This window comes from Pauljensenia sp. UMB10120, assembly GCF_030212035.1.
In the GTDB taxonomy this organism is placed as follows: domain Bacteria; phylum Actinomycetota; class Actinomycetes; order Actinomycetales; family Actinomycetaceae; genus Pauljensenia; species Pauljensenia radingae_A.
Map to the genome: position 1 here is coordinate 181,156 of NZ_JASODH010000005.1, position 18,694 is coordinate 199,849.

Below are 18,694 nucleotides of genomic sequence, written 5' to 3' on the forward strand. Positions count from 1 at the left end.
ACAGAGCACCATGCCTTGTCAAAGGCAGAAAGAAGCGAGCACATGAGTCAGAAGCCACGTATTTTGTGTCTTTCGTTTTCTCCTCTTGCACGCGACGCACGCGTACTTCGCCAGCTGAGCGTACTTCAGGAATTCGGCGACGTCACAACCGTTGGATACGGGCCGACAACCCCGTATTCAACCGAGCACCTTGAGGTTCCTCAATCTGCTGCCTCTTTGCCTCAGACACCATCCGGTGTCGCCAAGCTTGCGCTTCACCGTCACTCTTCGGTCGACCTGGATGCTCCGGCCACGAAGGACGCGTTGCGTCTTCTGGAAGGACATTCATTTGATGTTGTCGTGGCCAACGATGCACGGGCACTGCCTGCCGCGCTGACAGCGGCTCATGGCGCGCCGGTGTGGGCAGACTTGCATGAATGGGCACCGGAGGAACGCACTCAGATTCTCTCGTGGCGCCTGCTCGTTGCTCCCTGGATTGATCACATCTGCCGCACATGGCTTCCACAGGTGAGCGCAGCGACAACTGTCGGGGGGAGAATTGCCTCGTTGTACGAGCAGCACTATGGTATCCGGCCTCGTCTTATGAGGAATGCGGCGCCATGGGTCGATCTTTCCCCTAGCCCGGTTAACGACTCCGGTCCTATCAGACTGGTTCATTCAGGCGGCGCAGTTGCAGGCCGCGCGCTGGACACTGCAATTGACGCCGTGATTGAAGCCGGTGATAATTTCACGCTTGACCTGTATTTGGTGCCGGCGAATGATAAAGGTAAGTATTTACGGGAACTACAAGCCAAAGCCAGTGGATGCGATCGAATTACCTTTCATGACCCTGTTTCCCCTTCTGATTTGCCTTTTGTCTTGAACCAGTTCGATGTTGGTGTCTACTGGATCAAACCGATTACAACGAATGCCCGCCTAGCTTTGCCAAACAAATTCTTCGACTTCATTCAGGCGCGGCTTGCCTTGGCCGTCGGCCCTTCTGTAGAAATGACGGACGTAGTCAATAAATACGGTTTAGGAGTGTTATCTGGCGGCTTCGATATTCCGCAAATCGTAGAGTCTTTGCATTCACTTAATTCACAGCAGATACAAGCATTCAAACAGGCTAGCCACAAAGCTTCACATGCCTTGAGCTTTGAGAATGAAGCTGCGGTTGCTCGGACTATTATGGAAGAACTATTGGGCTCCTAGCTATCGGAGTCCCGAAGGAAAAGCTTTAGGCGGATATCCAATTTTCATATAGCGCACGCGCGCTCAGTTCACCATCGTGGACAAGCGCAAGATAGCGCTTATTTTCTTCGAGGATTGATTCACGCCTGTGCTTATCGCGAGCAAGAGTTGCAATGGTTTCTTCCAACGTGTCCGCTTGCGCCTCGACAATGGGGCATTTGATTCCGGTAGTTTTCTCGATATATGTGCGAAAGCGGGTATCAATATGCGCTATCGGAATGCATCCCGCTCCGATCGCTTCGAGCGACGTTGTTCCATAAATACCCATCGTGATTTGTTCAACCAGAAGATCTGCACTTCCCAAGGCTACGGGCATCTCATTCCGAGGCACTGATTCGAGAAATCTACTCTCCACGATTCCTTTCGCATCAAGGCGCTCGAGCACGGGAACTATTTGTTCAGAGCCCTTCAACCAAGAGCGACTTGGAATATGTGCTACCTGCAGGAGGCTTCGTCTTTCGCTCGACGTTTTGTCTCCCATTCCGCTACTCTTTGATCCCCACTCGTCAGGGTTAATCGCGAGTGGGCACCAATGAGCCTGCGGAACATCGTCAAGCAGATCTGGCGTCGAAACGAAAACTGGTACTCCTAAACGCTCGATCAGCTGCCGGTTACGATCTGAACGTCGTTGGAGTAGTTGCGTCTTAGGGTCGTTTTCATCGAAAGGAGAGGAGTGGATTCGTCGCGCATGCGCGCGAGGATTTCGCGTATCAGAACCATGGGACAACACGGCGACAGAAACTCCCCGCGACTGTAAAGCTCGCACTTCTTTTTCAACGCTGAAGTTAAATAGTGGCCCGAAAAGAGGCTCCTCCGCCTCGACCAGCACATGCGTAAACTGTGAGACCTGTTCGAAATACTTGCGTGCCCAATCCTTTGAGAGCGTGAAAACGCCGTAGGGAATAACTCGATCGGATCGGAATGGTAACGCTCCAGGAAAGTCGACCATCACATTTTGTGCATTTATGTTCGGATAAGAACGTTCTAGAGCATGTGCCCACTGCCACGCCTGTTCCGCAAAGTTTACGGGCGCAATCAGTACTCGAATAGGCGCGTCGGGAATCGCAAGCGGGGATGGAAGCGGGTAGGGCTTGTATCCTTGAGCTCTGCGAATTACCGGATATAGGGGGCTACCCGGCCCTGCAAGCTTCATGACAGTGTCAGCCACAGGCGCAGGTAGGGAAAATGCGGCGTCGTGGAGAAAATCAAGCAGGCGGGCACGAAATGATTGATTCATCTTTGTCACTTGCTTTCTGTCAAGACTTCGGCAACAGAGCGAGCACGGTCTCTCCACGTATTAGTCTGAGCCGCTATGCGAGCATTCCTCGCTTTCTGCTTAACGTCCTCAGGGTGAGCTTTCAAGAAAGTCAAGATCTGGGCAATATCAGCAATTCCGTAATTGACCTGCCAGCCTGCATCCAGTTTGTTGACGATCCGTGCGGCCTCGGTTCCAGCTGTCACGAGAACTGGTCGCCCTCGCGAAATATACTCGAACAGTTTCGCCGGCGCAGCAAACTTCCGGTAGTCACTCGGCTCAACAGCAAGAATGCCGATGTGAGTATCCGCATACAGCGGATCAAGTTCACTTGAATTCAAGTGATGCACATGAATCTGGTCGCTGCCCAATGAAGAGTCCTGAGCAAGGGCTGCCTTCCATTGTTCAGGCCTCGTCACTAGCTCCAGTTCAATACTTGGTTCTTGTTTAAGGGCTGCGAAGAGCGCATCAAGACGATAATGCCCGCCGAGCCCACCGACATAAAACAATCTCAGCGGACCTGTTGGAAGCGGCATTGTGCGTCCACTATCCCCTGCGGGTGGAAGAGCAGAAAACGTTGCGTCGTTCGGCAGGTTGAGATAGGTTGCCATGCCTTCAGAGGGCAGGAAAAAATGCACATTATTGCGGAGGTATCCACGCATATCGAGTCGGTGAAAAAAAGGCGACAGCTTGCCAATGACAGTTTTTGCTGGGGCATGTGCAAATTTCCAGTAGATATCCCGGTAGAAAACACCCGATGGGATGCCGTGCCTGCGCACAAGACTCAAGATCGCATTATCAAGCATCGGCGCAAATCCTGACTTCACGCTCGTAGCGAATACATTGGGTTGCGTGGAGTTTTCGCTGTAGAAAAACTCCGGCTTCATCCCCTGCTGAAGCTCCCGTCTTAACGCAGCCAGCTTCCTGCGCCTTTCAGGCGTCGTCCCTGACATATCAATCACGTGGTAACCGATTTCTGCGAAAGCGCGCCGCATCCGCAGTGGACGCAAACGAGAGGCTGCAGTAGGATTTTGCTCCATCGGATAGGGCGCATGAAAAATCATCGTCGGTGTGGAATGCACTTTGAGCCTCGCATCATCAGGAATTGGATGACACTATCCTACAGGGCGCCAGGATAGCTCGAAATCCTCTATGCTCAAAAGATGACAGGGTCCTCAGTCAGCTCGTTATCGTTTTCACCTCATGTGCTCCTTCTCCCATCGTGGTATCCGAGTGCCAGTTCTCCTTTGAATGGAACTTTCTTCCGCGAACAGGCCCAGATGCTGAAAAAAGCCGGCTTCACAGTTGGTATCATCGCACTCACGTCCCAGCAACCCTGGAAAGCGGCCGAGCCACTCAATTTCACTATCGAGGAGGGGATTGGCGTTGTCCGCGGTTCCGTGAGAAATATCCCCTCAGAAAAGCTGCCCGGTGAATTCTCCGTGATTGCGCTTCAAGCGAAAAAGGCTTTTCAACTGTATGAGGCCCATTGCGGTAGACCAGCAATCGCGCACGCCCATTCAGTTTACCCAGGAATTTATCTCGCTGCTGCTGCGTCAAGACGTTGGTGTATTCCTTATTGCCTCACCGAGCACCGACCTTCGTCAATAAAACGAGCACATAACTCACCGCGTACCCGCGAAATTATGCGCCTTGTCAGAGCAGCCCAGGGACGCGCCACCGTGTCTCCACTCTTTGCAAAAAAGCTTGAATCGTATTATTCCACATCTCCTTGGACAGTCATCACTTTGCCTGTTCCTAATGACGCCCAGAGCGTTCCCATACCTTCCTATGTCTCCGGAAGTGATTTTATTTTCAGCCATGTCTCACATCTTGGCGACAACAAACGTCCAAAACTCACTATCCGAGCTTTCGCCCGGCTACGCAACACCATTCCGCATACACGGCTTGTAGTAATAGGAGGAGGAGTAGCAGGAGAAATAGCTCGCCTCAAAGCGTATTGCACAGATCTCGGCGTCGCGGATGCGGTTGACTTCCTCGGCTCTCGGCCCAGAAATGAAATCTTCAATCTGCTGTCACACACACATGCGTTTGTGCTTGCGAGCGCTGTCGAATCAGCCGGCGCAGTGTTCGCAGAGGCGCAGATGGTAGGCCTGCCCTGCATCGGAACCCGAACGTGGGGAGGACAATACATGATAGGGCCTTCGGAAGGCGTAACCGTTTCGATAGACGATGAAAGCGAGCTTGCACAAGCAATGCAGTTTGTCGCCTGTGATGCCCTCTACGGCAATCCACGCATTTTTGAGCCAGAACGAATCCGCAAACGGGCACGCGAGCGATTCAGCGAAACGACGTTTGCCACTTCATCAGGCAAATTCTACCGTGATAGTCTCGACTGCTTCCGCAGGCATATGTCTTAGACCTACGAGATAGAAGATTCAGAAGCAGGCGGCTTCCTGTCAAAATCCACGGCGCATTTCCACGCTAGCAACAGCATCACACCCAGCATTAGTGCCATAAGCCCGCCAAGAGCAAATACGGTCGGGAGCAAAGTCAGCGGCGAGAACCACAACCACAATAAAGGAACAACACAGTACAAAACAGCAAAAATCAGCATTCGACGTTGATTTTCGGTAACGACAAATATGTTCGATATGGGAGAAGTCAGGACCGTCATATACAGCCATGGTGTAAGTGCTTGAGCAAAATAGCCAGCCTGATCCCACTGGGCGCCAAAAACGAATGGAAATAGCCATGGTGCCAGAACGAATAGCAAAGCAAATGGCCCAATTGCAGCAAACGCTGCTCGAATCAAAGTAAAACGTACAAGACCTGACATCTTCCCATGCTCAACAACTGCAAGCTTCTTGAGAAATACCTGCGAAACTGAGCCTGCGATAAGTCCAACGGGAACTTGCATAATGGCCCACGCTAGTTGAAATTGGCCAAGAGCGGCGACGGCCACTGAACCAATCAACAAATTAATCCCCATATTGCGAACCGAGTCTACAAGTACGTTTGGACCGTTTAACAAGGGCATCTTTCTATAGCGCCTCATTAGCGAAAGCATCGAAGGCGCATTATCCGGTATGGGTCCACGGAGCTCTGGAGTGCGGATCTTTATTGCGACAAACCCGACCAACTGACCCATGATCGTTCCCGTTATAAGACCGACCAGACCTCCCTTCCACAACAGTCCCATTATAAGTTGAAAGAAGACAATACTTGTCGACTGAAGAACCTGGTTGGAAGCAAGAGCTCCGAATCTCTCTTTTCGCGTCAACCAGTACTGAATATTCGTTATCTCTGCCACCAAGAAGACTGTCAAACCGGAAATCATTAGCCATTTCGATAATTCCTGGGATTGATGATACCTATCTTCAAGAAACTTCGAAAATATAATACAAAATAGTGAAGTCAAAAAAGAGGAGACCACTATCGAACGAGTTGCAATCTTTTTCAAAACACGAGCAACAGTATCTGATTTGGGCAACATCTGGGTAACATCGAATCTCAACGCTGCTACGGCGATAACGAAGGAGGTAATGGTTCCATATATTCCGAAAAGCCCTTTTTCGTAGTCAGTATAAATTCGATTGATAAAAATTTGAAATATAAAAATGACGATCTGGGAGATCATGGTTCCCGTCATCAGAGTCAAGATCGCAGATACCACTGGACTACGATTCTTCTCGCGCAGCAGCTTTTCATGTAGTCGATGCCAGATCCCCCGCAATTCTTTCACCTCCTCAGATAGAAGATTCTCTCGTTTTCACCGGCATTTCACCGTCCTAAGTTCTTCTAACGTGAGTGTCTTGAAACGTACCAACCGTACCCATAACAACTGAGATAGAATATTGGCCAATTGAGCCTCACTATTCTCTTGATATTAGACTCGGGTGTGAAGCCGAAAGAAAGAAGCTTCGGGTCTAGCTGCTGGAAGAGCGATTTATGGAGCTCCTTGCGGACGCGTTGTTTTCGCGGGACCTTGATCCATTCCAAGATAAGTTCTCGACAGTTTGACAGTGTAAGCATGTTCACACCACACATGCCATAGGTAATATCACTTTGAGTAGCCCATCGGCAGCAGTCCTGTTCCCAAGCTACAACATCAAAGACATTATCTCCACAACGCAGTTTCACACCTCTTAGATATGATCCAAGTATTTTCAAAGCCGGCTTTCCCGTATTATAAATACGAGCGCGAATAAATGATGGAGAGGCGAGCACTTCGGGAATTCTATTGCCCGTGACACTTTTACCTATTTGGTCAAATATATTCCCATTGAGAATTGCATTTTCGCCAAATGCATTCTTAATAGTGAGCGCTAAGTCGAGCGCATAATCAGTTGCATCCCTACCAATTACTCTTCTATAATAACTCTTTTCAGACTCCTCCATATGCGAGTCTACAACGACAGTATGCGGCATATCGTAATATCCACATATTTCATGCGAAATCGTCAAGTCTGGCGTTTCATCAGTGAACGAAGGATGGCGAAAAGTAAATGTTTTCGGATTGTCACCCAGCTCTTTCATAAATGCGAAATTGACCCTACTATCATATCCAGCAGTTAACGGACACAGCAGGTCATAATACTTATTATATTCCCGATATATATTACTCATAAGAAACAATGTTTTTCCTATGACCTCATCGAGAGTCGTTCGTCTGGCCAGCCCTGGAGTTTCCCACACACGTTCGGCATATTGTTGACGAACATAAAGTATATGATTCGGGAGAAGAATTCTGACATGGTCAAAGCTGGTCACATTGTTCGGAAGGGGCTGACCATCAGGAGCATTCGTTGTAATCTTCACCATCTGAGAATCCGAACGGTTGCTCACATAAGCACCTACCAGATTCTCTGACACACCACAGGCCACCACGGGATCCTCGTGAGTATAGAAGACGGACATACTGCATGTCGCGTCCCCCCAGACCACAGTTTCTCCATCAACACTTAAGTAGACGATGTATTTTCCTGCGAGACGGTTACACAGCTCATATGCGTACTTGATTCCCGACTCGGCTGCAGCCTCGAGAATCATCTGCGGTATTTCGTCACGGGATCGCTCACCATGCGCATCAACACAAAAACCAATAACAACAGCCTGTGAGGACCCTTCCGCATTTGTGAATTCTCTGCTCTCAGTCTTCTCGGTTGTATTGAGAAATAGAGAACCAGCGAGCTCTTCCGACTGGGCAAAAGCTTCATCAGGCTCCTGGGTAATTGAGTAAGCAAAAACTGCGTCGCCTGGTATCTCCAGCATGAACTGTCCTCCTGCATATCTCACTGGCAAGTCCGCGAGTCTAGCAAGACAATACTCTATATTGTCTAACCAGTTTAGGTCCCGTCACACAGAACTGAAGCAGTACTTGTGGTTCTCTTCTGTATGATGTTGACTGCGATTCCTGCTCTTCCACATTCGCTCGTCGAAGGGAGCGTTTAATGAAGTTTTTCGATCTCAAACTGACATCCCCCCGGTGGGTCACAGACTCTTCAGGCAGGCTCCACGTCTGGTCAATGTCCAGCGATACGCAGCTCATCATGCAGATGTTATCCAGTGGCGTAAATGAAGACATTTTGGCGAAACTTCCTGGCCACTGGACCATCGTCGATGAGCGAGAGGAAAACCCGATTATAGCCAGTGACCGGATTCGTTCCCATCCGCTTGCCTATGCATTTGTTAACGGAACGTGGTTAGTTACCGACGACTTCGAGGCTACTCGCACATTGAAATCACTTGAGCGGAATGACCAACAGGCTCGGATATTTGAGAGTACAGGCTTTTGTATCGGCCCTTACACTCTCGCAGAAAGCATTTGTTCAACTGAGGCCGCCCACTACGTCATCCTTAAGAAAGATGGGGAGAAAGAGTCTCGCCTTTACACGCGATATGCCTTCTCTCCAGACAGTGTTACCGATGCTGAAGAATTTAGTGACTTATTCAAGCATGCGCTCGATAGCAGCATAGGGCGCCTCCTCGACGTCGTCGGGGAAAGGCAACTTGTCATTCCTCTATCCGGAGGGCTCGACTCACGGCTTCTCGCATCCTACCTACGGTTGAAACATGTCGAAAATGTGATCGCATTTACGTACGGAAAAGATGACAGCGATGAAGTCAACATCTCGCATCTGGTTGCAAATGAATTAGGAATTGACTGGTTTGTGGTCCCCCTTGATACTTCAAAAGTCCACAAAGCTGTGACAGGATCTGATTTCGAGCACTTTCTCAGAAAAACCTGGAAAGGAACATCACTCCCACACATTCAAGATTGGTATCCACTTAGTGTTATTAAAGAAAACAAGCTCGTCGAGGACGATGCTGTTTTCCTGCCTGGCCATACGATTGTCGGCAATATGCACGACGAAAATCTTTGCGAAAAAGGGCATTCGTACAAAGAGATCTTGGCCGCAATAACTAAACACCACGCTAATCTTCAAGGCTGCTATCATGCCATTGGCCGCGATCCGGTTTGGCAAGCAGAACTTCAACGAGCAGCTTTAGAAATTGGTTCCAGAAATAATCCCCGAGCGACACAAGAGCTTATCGAATGGTTCAACCTCAGGGAAAGACAGGCTAAATATATCAATAATTCAATGTCGACGTACGAGTTCTTTGGCTATTCGTGGGCACTGCCGATGCTGGACCATGAATTTTGGATGCTATGGCTAAAGGGCGGATCGCACCTGACTCTTACCCGCGAATGGTATTCAAGATTTACCTCCCATCTTTATCAGGAAGCAACCGGCCGTGACGCACGGCTATTTCATCAGGCACCCATCCGACTGACACCCGCCATAAAGCGCCCCCTACAAGCCGTAGCAAAAGCTACGCGTGCCGACAACTTTATTGCCAAGTATCGTTCAGTCCGCATTATGATGAACCATCCTATGGCTTTCGAAGCTTATTCAAGTCTTTCACGCCTACAGCAGCTCCACGCATATCAGTGCGGGAAAAAGCAAGTCGGGCTATGGGCAAAGGAATTCGTGGAAAAAGGGTGGTGTGGGCATGAGAATCTACTTCCGCCAGCCGACCAATAGATCTCGCTTCCTATTCTCAGTCATAAGGAATTGCCGATGCATAAACGCCTTGATTCCCTGACCGGCTTACGATGGTGGGCAGCATTTGGCGTCTTCGCATACCATATGGCGAATCTGGCACCCCTTCGGCATCAGTCGCTCCTGAACGTGGGATATACGGGTGTTTCATTTTTCTTCGTTCTTTCCGGTTTCGTCCTCACTTGGTCAGCCACGCCGTCAACGGGCATTCGACAATTCTGGTGGAGAAGATTCGCCAGGATATGGCCGGCCCATCTCGTGGCATTGATACCCTGTCTTTTCGTTTTCTATTCTTTTTTCACACCGCCTGATGATCAGTCCTGGGTCAAGCAGTTCTCACTTCCAGTCATTGCACTGTCAATCATCTTGCTCCAGGGGTTTTCCACCCAGCCTGCGGTACTGTTTTCAGGAAATCCCGCGGCTTGGACTCTTTCGTGTGAAGCATTCTTCTATTTCCTTCACCCCTTGGTGAATCCGAGCAGAACGATGAAAAAGAAAGCTTCCTCTGCCCTGTTGACGAGTGCCGTTGGGGTAGGCGTTGTCATGTGCCTGCTTCGTGCTTCAGGAGTTATGATTTCTCCTCCGTTGGAAAGACTCTGGGAATTCTTTCTCGGGATGGCGCTCGCTCATCTTTTGCGCGCCGGCGTACGCTTTCATCTTCCTGCGTGGTCTACCTACGTCATGATTTCTGGCGTCATCGCCTTTTACTGGCTCCTGAATTCGCGATATCACGACCAATCAGGCCCTTTCATCAGCTCCTTAAGGACTTTCACTCCCGTCATCCTGGCACTCGCCTACACCGTAATGATTGGTATCTGCGCATCGGCGGACATCGAAGGGCACTATTCACCCCTGAGGCACCGGTTCCTCGTGACAGGCGGTGAATGGTCGTATGCTTTTTACCTCGTCCACGCTACTGTCCTCTATTCCTTCAAGAACTTCACTGGACTCATTCCGTGGGGAGTGTGGACTATCCCTGTGTGGTGCGTCGTATTCATCATCGCGCTTGCTGCGGCCGGCGGACTCCACTTATTGATCGAAAAACCTCTGGAAAGGAGGCTTCGTCGGTGGGGTGACTTAAGATTTGGGAATTTTCGTCGTTCTTAAGGCGCAACCTTTCGCCTCATTAAATCGCCTGAAGTATTTCATTGAGTCGATGACTGAATGCAGGAGCCATGCTTCTGGCGTAGTCGAGGGTGACATGGTTATGGTCCAAGTACACGAAAACATTCCCGATGATCGTCGGACATTGATCATCAATACAAAATGCTTCATCAGTCATATCTATCTGATGAAAACCGTCATACTCCTCTAAAGCAAGGCCTGGGTCAACTTCAGCGAAATATTGCGTCCTGTCAAGCACACATCCGCCGTAGAGCTCATCCGGCTTCCTCTGGTCAGAACAGTCATACAAGCTCTCAGCGCTTCTCAAGTTATCGCGAACTCCGATGACGGTGTGGCCTTGAGTGGTAAGCTTCGCAACCACCTCTTCTAGGCCGGCAACCACCTTTTCGTCAGGCGCATCAACGGCGGCCGCCGTACTGATCACAATTATCGCGTCAAAGTTTTCTCGCTCGATATATTTGAGGATTTTCTCGTTCTGATCACGACATTTTCCTTTGTATTCTTCAGGACTGCCAAACGGACAGGCACCCATCAGGACTGCATCAGCGCTCCAACTTGCTGATGTCAGGAACGGCACAATCTGGGTTAGAATCATTTGCTCGGCGTGCGAATCTCCTGCAATCAGTATTCGTCCGTTTGCCGCGTCAGCATCGCCCCATCGGTTGCATGAGGATTTTTCTGATTCAAGTTCTTCTTCAGCCTCAGCATCGCAGTCATCGGGGAAGCTTGCCCATTGGGAGTCAAGAGCGAAGGGGCTTGGAATCGGCTCCTCAGTAAAGTTGTTGTCCGCATTAAGGCTAGCTCCCGGGAGATCTGCGAGCACTCTTGCTCCGGGGTATGCCTGGGCCTCTTCGCCGCTCTGCAGATCCATTGCCAGACTATCTGCGGCACCCTGACGGAACACGGAGAACGCCACGAGTAGAGGAGCACAGCCAACGACCAGCGAAACAGCAACGACGATCGCCTTATTGATTGTTCGAGCATTAACCCATTTCCCCTGCCGAGCCGGATCGTCTACGAACCGTGTCAGGCCAAGGGCCACAACTAGGGAAACAACAATGAGGATGCACCCCTGAGCGACATCAAGTCGTGGCTGGCCAAGTGCAGCGAGCACCAGAGTAAAGATAGGCCAATGAACAAGATAGACGGCATATGAGATATCACCGATATTGGGTAGCGGTGTTTTTGACACGAAACGTGAAGCAGAAAATCTTGAATCTGACGGAAACAGTAGAATCGCTGATACTGCGAGCATCGGGACTACAGCCATCGGACCGGGATAGGTACCTATCTCAACCAAGCAATACACAATGAGAACTAAGAGTCCCGCCCATGCCACTGGGAAGCGGTGCTTAACATACTTCTGGAGCCATGGAGCGGCTGCAGCAATGGCTGATCCTAGGGAGAATTCCCAGATGCGGGCGCGGGTGTCAAAGTATACTGAAGCATCATTTGGGGCCCAGAACAAAAGCCATAACAGAGATACCAGCGTCAAAATCATGAAAGAGGCGAACACTACCGGACGAATTTTCTTCCGGTCTTTTCTGGCAAGCAGGACGCATATGGTCATCAGAAATGGCCAAAGCAGAAATACTTGCCCCTGCATGGACATGGACCACAGATGTTGAAGCGGGCTGGCCAGGCCGACGTTGTTAGCGTAGTAGTCAGCCGAGACTCCGACGAGGCGCCAGTTTTGCCAATACGTTATAGAGGCAATTCCTTGGGTCAGAATTTCAAGCCATCTCGAAGGCGGGAGAATGGCCAGCGAGGCAACAACTGTCAATAAAACGGTGGCGACTAGCGGAGGCAACAGGCGCTTGAAGGTATTAGCCCACCTTTCGACGAAGAACGGCATCGCTCCGTGCTCAGAGCGGCGCACGAAAGAAGAGGTCATCAAGAAGGCGGAAATCATGATGAACGCATCAACGCCGATGGGGGAACCGATGCGCCACGCGTGATACAGGAGGACTTGCACCATGCATAGTGCGCGAAGACCTTGGATATCCAGCCGTTTGGGTGATCTTCTTAAGACATCTGCCCTATTCGTGCTGTTCGCTGCCAGGGCATGATTCTTGCTCGCTACTTCAGACATCTTTTTGTTGGGAAATCCTGAATCTCGTTGATGGTGCTAGTCATAATCCTGTAGCAGTTCATCTTAACGCAGTCTCTTGAGGATCAGCGTAGCCAACCATCTGTCTTCAATAGGGCTCCTTTTACTCTTCGCTTCTTTCGCTGAGTTTATGCTCGCTCTTAGCTGCTTTCTTGCTTTGCCTCATGACGAAAATGCCAGTCATTAAACAAGCCATCACGGAACCAGTAAGTAAGGCCCAAGTCGCACGCCCAACAAGATCTAGCGGTAAGCAAGTCAAAGCCAGATATGCACCGGCAACCCCGGTCCCCCATCCAACAGCAAGAAGAATATAGCGTTCGAATGCCACAAGGCACGCACACGCTAGCTGCGTTGCAGCAATCATGACCGTAGCTGTTGCCACTATTGCAGACTCAAATCTGCTTGGGGAATATTGAGAACCAAATAAGACGTGCACTGCAAGCGGTCCACAACCATATCCGACGGCAAAAGCGACAATGGCACAAAAAGATGCGAGCAAGTATGAACGTAAAACAACTTGTGCTAGTTTTCTGCTCTTGCCACCGCGTATCAGCCGAACCACTTGCGGAACAGCCACCGCTTGTATAGGCGCCACTAGGATCAGCGGCACTCGTGAAGCTGTAACGATTGTGAAAAAGGAGCCCAGTCCTTCGCTTGTACCGACTATAGCTGTCACAAACGCTGGATACCCTGTAATGAGAACTGCAGACAGTGCAATCCCCGTCCCTAAAACCGCTAGACGACGAAGAATCGAAAGCCACGAGACATTGCATTCTGTACGCCCTACAAACCGCGCGGTCGGAATCAAGAAGAACGAAAATGCATAAGACCCAGTTGCAACCGCCACGATCGAATAGGACAGCAGGCTCTCTCGCAGAGCTATGTACATAAAGACTGCCACTGCTACCAATCGCAAGACAGGTTCTATAACTAAGAGTGCTGCATATTGAAGATGCTCTTCGCGTCCCACCAATACACCGCGCACCACAAATTGTGGAATAAAACCAAGCACTGCGATTAATACAGCATAAACACCTATGCTCCCGAGTTCTTGGCTTAGCCTTTCAAAAAAGCCTGACACTAATCCTGCAACACCAATTGGCACTACAGCACATAGCGATATGATACAAACCTTCAGTGGGTAGTTATTGGGGCCTGAACGGTCGAAGTCCAGATTCGCCTGTTGTCTGGAGATCTCCTGTTCAACAACTGAAAAAGCGGAACCAAATCCAAATATCAATCCCCACGATGCCTGAAATGCAGAATACTCATTGGGCGTAAGCACTCTCGCCACATATGCAAGTAAAATATAGCCCAAAAAAGATGCAAGTAAAAGTGCAACTCCAATAGGACCAATTTTACTAATCAGTCTTCTCATTCTCGCCTCGACACATCTTCGCGAGCAGCAAGTTCCACGAGCCCCGCAAAAGTCCTCCAGTAAACGCTACGCCAAACAAGGGCAACAAAGCAGAAACACAGAGCGCATCATGCGTGGATGCGCCACAATACCGAGAGACTTTCCCAGCTGCCCCATCAGCAAGAAGAGCAACGAGAGCCAGGTGCTTCGGATGGCTCTTTCCGAGAAGACCCAGTATGACAAGCGAGCCGGTGCCCACAAAAAAGAACCGCCGCACGGGGTTTGAATACGTCAAATACGAATCGACGAAGGTAGTCCCCCTATAAAACACCTGTTTAATCCAGTTCCTAAAGTTGTCGCGACTTTCGTATTCGCACACAAAGCGTGGATCAATAAAATAACCCGTTTCACCGGCAATATAGCGAATAAGTCGGGTATCATCCGATACTAATTTTAGATTAGAATAGCTTGATGTAAAGTTCTCATATGCGCTTTTCAACAAGTTCCGTGGTGCAAGAAAACATCCTGTTCCCTTGGGAAAGACCTCGAAATTCTCAATATCGACACGGATGCGTTTCCTAGTGCGGAAATAGCGATGCCATCCAATGGCGGTAAGACCAGCCCAAAATCCTGCATAAGCATTTCGCTCAGTACGAACAACAACATCGCCGTTGTAAGACATGTCTTCATTCGATTTAAGATCATTCCAGACAAAGTCGAGGGATTGTCGCTGGAGAAAAACACGCGAATCGTGCAGAAGAACATAATCCGTGTTCAATTGCTCTAATCCAAATTTTCGAGCAAGAAACCTGCCTTGATTCGACCGATGAAACACTCTGAAGCCATATTTTCCCGAAAGCTCATCCAGTATGACTGGCGAACTATCCGTGGAACCATCGTCAACAATCACAACATCAGCTTTCAGATTTGCGTAACCCAGCGCATCAGCCAACGCTTCAAGGGCACCAGAGATCCATCGCTCTTCGTTGTAGACCGGCACCACGACACCGAGTGTCTCGGACATAGCTGAACCTTCCTGACGCTGCTAGATTGTATGCAGCTAAGGATACTCAAGTTTCTAGGATGACACATGATTGCCTTCATATACGGGACGACGGCCGAACTGATTAAAATCGCGCCAGTACTACGTCTTTTGGACGAACGCGGAGTCCGCTATCTCCTTTGGTGCACTGCCCACCACTCAATGGAGGCGATAAACTCTACATCGCAGGAGTTCGGCATTAGACCTCCGGATAGATGGTTTGTCACCGACCCGAAGCTCACTCCGCTGAGTTCAAATAGCCAGGTACCGCAATGGGCCTGCTCTGTGCTTTCTTACTCACATCACAATAGGCAAGCCTTACTTAACGATCTAAAGCAGGATGCTCATCGTGCCTACGTCGCAGTTCACGGAGACACCTTCACCACACTGCTAGGGGCGAAGATCGCGCGAAGGCTCGGTGCACGTGTTATTCACATCGAAGCTGGGATGCGTTCAGGATCACTATTTTCCCCTTTTCCTGAAGAAATAGATCGAATTTTGACAGCCAAGCTCACCGACATCCATTTCGCCCCAAGTCCGAGGGAAGTGCATAACCTTCGAAAGGCACGAGGGATCGTTGTCAACACTGAGGCGAACACCATAATCGATGCACTCAGGCTCGCTGTCGATAGCGCCAGCGTTGCTGAAGAGCTACCAAGTCGCTATTGCCTTTTGACGCTTCACCGATTTGAGCTGCTGCGATCTACAAGCGACTTCACCGCAGTTGTTCACTGTATGAAAGAACACTCAAAGAAAATACCCGTGATATGGGTCATGGGTGGACCAGAGACAGTCAAGGTAAAGGCACTAGGCTTAGATTCTCTATTCGACTCAGATTTCCAACGTTGGGAGAAACGATCGTACTTCAATTTTGTTCCTCTTGTTTCCCACGCAGACCACATCGTGACCGACTCAGGGGGGCTCCAGCAAGAAGCAACAATACTCGGAATCCCGCTTGCGGTGCATCGAAAGAAAACAGAAACTCGCCACCTAGATGGCTATCAGACTTTCAATCTGACTCATATGTCCATTAGTGCTCTGAAAGACTTCTTTCTCAACGTGGACTCTTTTCGGCATGAGTCTACCCTGAATAAATATCACCCCTCCTCCACCATTGTGAATACGCTTGAGTCTTTGGAGATTATTTAGGATTAATATGCCTACAAGTCTCATTTCCTGGACACATATTGTCTTACCAATATTAGGTGCCATATTCTGGCTCTACGCTCCAGGGCTTTTCATCGGACGTTCGTGGCGCGTCCGAGGCCTGCTGCTATGGGGGATAAGTCCCCTGATTTCCGTTGCCTTCTTTGCGATCTCTGCCATACTGTTCCCATACTTTTCCATTCCATGGAACCCGCTTTGGGTGGCACTCGCAGGCGCCCTTATCTCACTGTTAGGCAGCTTGCGACCTTCAGTATGGAGACAGGTCCTTCCATCCCGCCAGGCACTTCTATCTACGCGTAGCATTCTCTTAGTCGGCGCGATTATTGCCTCTGCCGTTCTCATTGCTGCACGGCTAATTGGCGCATTTGGCATTCCGGGTGCTTTTTCTCAAACCTTCGACGGGGTCTTTCACGTCAACGTTGTTCAATGGATCACCCAAAAAAACGACGCTTCTTCTCTTCACATGTCGATTGTCCCCGGCGGGCCCAGTTTTTATCCAGCTGCGTTCCACGCGATCGCCTCCCTCGTTACCCTCACTTTTGGCACCCCGATACCCGTTTCAGTGAATTCTGTTGTCATAGTCATCGCCTCCTGTGTGTGGCCGGGAAGCGTTGCCGCATTGGTTTCCTCGCTGCGACCAACGAGCTCCAAAGAGATTTACTTGTCCCTTCTTTTTGCCACGCTCTTCCCGCAATTTCCATTTCTCTTTATTTCATACGGCGTTCTTTACCCAAATCTTCTAGCATATTCTCTTATTCCGGCCGCATTCGCAGTCTCGGTAACTTTACTTTTTGATAGGTTCGGCCCGCATAATTGGGAAATTATCCTCATACTCCTAGCTTCACTCGCTGCGCTAGCACTTTCCCAACCCAATGCTCTATTTTTGTTTATAATCGCGGTCGCACCACTATTAGTGTATTGGGCTTGGTCTATTCTTCCGCGTGCACTTTTCAAGAAAGGTCCAGCCTGGGCACGTTTCGTAGCAGCAGCGATAGCGACCAGCCTCATAGTCGTGTCATACCTTATCTTGGAAAAAATCACGTCAATTCCAGGTACTCAACTCGGAAAGATGCGTGCCACGCAAACAGCGTGGGAACCACAGGGCGATAAGTGGGAAGCGCTTTGGCGAGTTCTGACATTTGGTGTGGGTATCAATATCAATGTGCCGGCCTTGTCATGGGGAGGACTGCTGTTAGCTCTTGCTACAGTGATTGGCGCACTGGTATGTCTTTGGAGACCCCGGTACCGCTTTTTGCCTTTCAGCTACTCCACACTCGGATTCCTTGCTGTCACTGCATACGCTCTAGACTTCCCGCGACGAGCTTCCATTCTTGGCCTGTGGTATTCCGACTCTCAACGCCTTTATGCTGCCTTACCGCTCTTAGCGGTGCCAATAGCTGCAATTGGGCTGACTGCGGTTACACAATGGACTACAGCCACACTTCTTTCTTCCTCGCATCGCTCAACAAGAAATATCATTGTTTTCTTAGCCATCGGAGTCTTCGTTATCGTTTTGACATTTTCCGATGAAATGAATCAAGCGAGTCTGTCACTCCGCGAACGATACCGCATTCCTCAAACGGACAGCGATCAGCATTATCTTCTGTCGCTTGATGAATACCAACTTCTCAGTCGTATCTCCAATCATGTCGCCCCAGACGAAGCGATTATGGGCGACCCCTGGGACGGTTCGTCCTTCGTGTGGGCAGTATCGGGTAGAAAAGCCGTTTTCCCCCAACCAGCGCTAACTTATCCACCGAACTCAGATCAAACTCTGGTCGCCAATAATCTAAGAAATGTTGCAAGTGATCCCACGATTTGTCCAGCCTTAAACCGTCTCAATGCATACCATGTTCTCGACTTTGGGGAAGACTTCATCCTATGGGATGGGTTCGTCAACGGCGAGAATGAGTTCTTTCGTGGCTTCGAGCATCTTGACACGGCTCCCGGGATCACTCTAGTCGACAAGCAGGGAAATGCCCGTCTATATGAAGTGACCGAATGCACTCACAAGTAAGTTGTTCTAATCTTCTTTCGCAGTGCCTTTGCCGTCTGAGAGGTCATAACGCAGCAGCGCAATTTCCTCGATGATTCTTCTTCTGTCCTCTTCCAGCCTCGTCACTACCACGCTTTGGTGAAGCTGCAAAACGACCAGAACAGCTACTACGACGACAAGGACCATGTTTGAAGCAAGCTGGAATCCTAAAAGATGCGCGATCCTATCTACAACTGAAGGAAAGATCGCTCCCAAGAATGCAAGAAGATCCAAACTCAGCCAAAGCCAAATGTACTTTTCCTTGATCTGCTTCTTCTGAACTAAACGGACCAAAACTATAGCAATCGAGAGAATAAAAACTGCCAGTAGTATACGATATCCCAT

General features: G+C 49.7%; 14 protein-coding genes. 6 read left to right on the forward strand and 8 right to left on the reverse strand.

Annotated features, from left to right (window positions below; all coding sequences use genetic code 11):
- Positions 1-42: 42 nt before the first annotated feature.
- Positions 43-1,191: a glycosyltransferase family protein gene (locus QP093_RS06625; protein ID WP_285015771.1), complete on the forward strand. Its 1,149-nt coding sequence runs from the start codon at positions 43-45 to the stop codon at positions 1,189-1,191.
- A gap of 25 nt (positions 1,192-1,216) precedes the next feature.
- On the opposite strand, the gene QP093_RS06630 is transcribed toward QP093_RS06625, so the two are convergent.
- Positions 1,217-2,476, reverse strand: coding sequence for a hypothetical protein (locus QP093_RS06630; RefSeq protein ID WP_285015773.1), 1,260 nt, complete (start codon positions 2,474-2,476; stop codon positions 1,217-1,219).
- Positions 2,473-3,567, reverse strand: coding sequence for a glycosyltransferase family protein (locus QP093_RS06635; RefSeq protein ID WP_285015775.1), 1,095 nt, complete (start codon positions 3,565-3,567; stop codon positions 2,473-2,475). The genes QP093_RS06630 and QP093_RS06635 overlap by 4 nt, the downstream gene beginning before the upstream one ends.
- Before the next feature lie 165 nt (positions 3,568-3,732).
- On the opposite strand from QP093_RS06635, the gene QP093_RS06640 reads away from it, so the two are divergent.
- A complete protein-coding gene (locus QP093_RS06640; protein ID WP_285015777.1) occupies positions 3,733-4,866 on the forward strand; it encodes a glycosyltransferase in 1,134 nt (377 codons plus the stop codon).
- Positions 4,867-4,868: 2 nt separating this feature from the next.
- Here QP093_RS06640 and QP093_RS06645 read toward each other — a convergent pair whose 3' ends face one another.
- Positions 4,869-6,191, reverse strand: coding sequence for a lipopolysaccharide biosynthesis protein (locus tag QP093_RS06645; RefSeq protein ID WP_285015779.1), 1,323 nt, complete (start codon positions 6,189-6,191; stop codon positions 4,869-4,871).
- A 56-nt stretch (positions 6,192-6,247) separates the two neighbouring features.
- The gene (locus tag QP093_RS06650) at positions 6,248-7,720 is read right to left on the reverse strand and encodes a hypothetical protein (protein WP_285015781.1); all 1,473 of its coding nucleotides are present in this window, start codon (positions 7,718-7,720) and stop codon (positions 6,248-6,250) included.
- 179 nt (positions 7,721-7,899) lie between these two features.
- Between QP093_RS06650 and QP093_RS06655 the strand changes: the two genes are divergently transcribed.
- Together QP093_RS06655 and QP093_RS06660 are read left to right on the forward strand one after the other, a co-directional pair.
- On the forward strand, positions 7,900-9,495 hold the full coding sequence (locus QP093_RS06655; protein ID WP_285015783.1) for an asparagine synthase-related protein: 1,596 nt from the start codon (positions 7,900-7,902) through the stop codon (positions 9,493-9,495).
- 36 nt (positions 9,496-9,531) lie between these two features.
- Positions 9,532-10,620 (forward strand): acyltransferase family protein, encoded by a 1,089-nt coding sequence (locus QP093_RS06660; protein WP_285015785.1) that lies wholly within the window; start codon positions 9,532-9,534, stop codon positions 10,618-10,620.
- Between the two features lie 19 nt (positions 10,621-10,639).
- On the opposite strand, the gene QP093_RS06665 is transcribed toward QP093_RS06660, so the two are convergent.
- The 3 genes from QP093_RS06665 to QP093_RS06675 all read right to left on the reverse strand — a co-directional run bounded on the left by QP093_RS06665 (position 10,640) and on the right by QP093_RS06675 (position 15,129).
- Positions 10,640-12,730 carry an acyltransferase family protein gene (locus QP093_RS06665; protein WP_285015788.1) on the reverse strand — a complete coding sequence of 697 codons (2,091 nt, stop codon included), beginning with the start codon at positions 12,728-12,730 and terminating at the stop codon, positions 10,640-10,642.
- Positions 12,731-12,851: 121 nt separating this feature from the next.
- Positions 12,852-14,126: a lipopolysaccharide biosynthesis protein gene (locus tag QP093_RS06670; protein WP_285015790.1), complete on the reverse strand. Its 1,275-nt coding sequence runs from the start codon at positions 14,124-14,126 to the stop codon at positions 12,852-12,854.
- On the reverse strand, positions 14,110-15,129 hold the full coding sequence (locus QP093_RS06675; protein WP_285015791.1) for a glycosyltransferase family 2 protein: 1,020 nt from the start codon (positions 15,127-15,129) through the stop codon (positions 14,110-14,112). The genes QP093_RS06670 and QP093_RS06675 overlap by 17 nt, the downstream gene beginning before the upstream one ends.
- 66 nt (positions 15,130-15,195) lie before the next feature.
- Here QP093_RS06675 and QP093_RS06680 point away from each other — a divergent pair, with 66 nt between their 5' ends.
- Together QP093_RS06680 and QP093_RS06685 are read left to right on the forward strand one after the other, a co-directional pair.
- Positions 15,196-16,296, forward strand: coding sequence for a UDP-N-acetylglucosamine 2-epimerase (locus tag QP093_RS06680; RefSeq protein WP_285015793.1), 1,101 nt, complete (start codon positions 15,196-15,198; stop codon positions 16,294-16,296).
- Positions 16,297-16,303: 7 nt separating this feature from the next.
- Positions 16,304-18,331, forward strand: coding sequence for a DUF6541 family protein (locus tag QP093_RS06685; protein WP_285015795.1), 2,028 nt, complete (start codon positions 16,304-16,306; stop codon positions 18,329-18,331).
- A 6-nt stretch (positions 18,332-18,337) separates the two neighbouring features.
- On the opposite strand, the gene QP093_RS06690 is transcribed toward QP093_RS06685, so the two are convergent.
- Positions 18,338-18,694, reverse strand: a complete 357-nt coding sequence (locus tag QP093_RS06690) for a DUF2304 domain-containing protein (RefSeq protein WP_285015798.1) — start codon at positions 18,692-18,694, stop codon at positions 18,338-18,340.

What these genes read in the sequence shown, in the direction of transcription:
- QP093_RS06650 (WP_285015781.1), bottom strand. Translation starts at nt 7,720, where the DNA reads ATGCTGGAGATACCAGGCGACGCAGTTTTTGCTTACTCAATTACCCAG.
- QP093_RS06685 (WP_285015795.1), top strand. Translation starts at nt 16,304, where the DNA reads ATGCCTACAAGTCTCATTTCCTGGACACATATTGTCTTACCAATATTA.
- QP093_RS06655 (WP_285015783.1), top strand. Translation starts at nt 7,900, where the DNA reads ATGAAGTTTTTCGATCTCAAACTGACATCCCCCCGGTGGGTCACAGAC.
- QP093_RS06670 (WP_285015790.1), bottom strand. Translation starts at nt 14,126, where the DNA reads ATGAGAAGACTGATTAGTAAAATTGGTCCTATTGGAGTTGCACTTTTA.
- QP093_RS06675 (WP_285015791.1), bottom strand. Translation starts at nt 15,129, where the DNA reads ATGTCCGAGACACTCGGTGTCGTGGTGCCGGTCTACAACGAAGAGCGA.
- QP093_RS06660 (WP_285015785.1), top strand. Translation starts at nt 9,532, where the DNA reads ATGCATAAACGCCTTGATTCCCTGACCGGCTTACGATGGTGGGCAGCA.
- QP093_RS06680 (WP_285015793.1), top strand. Translation starts at nt 15,196, where the DNA reads ATGATTGCCTTCATATACGGGACGACGGCCGAACTGATTAAAATCGCG.
- QP093_RS06665 (WP_285015788.1), bottom strand. Translation starts at nt 12,730, where the DNA reads ATGTCTGAAGTAGCGAGCAAGAATCATGCCCTGGCAGCGAACAGCACG.
- QP093_RS06690 (WP_285015798.1), bottom strand. Translation starts at nt 18,694, where the DNA reads ATGGGATATCGTATACTACTGGCAGTTTTTATTCTCTCGATTGCTATA.
- QP093_RS06625 (WP_285015771.1), top strand. Translation starts at nt 43, where the DNA reads ATGAGTCAGAAGCCACGTATTTTGTGTCTTTCGTTTTCTCCTCTTGCA.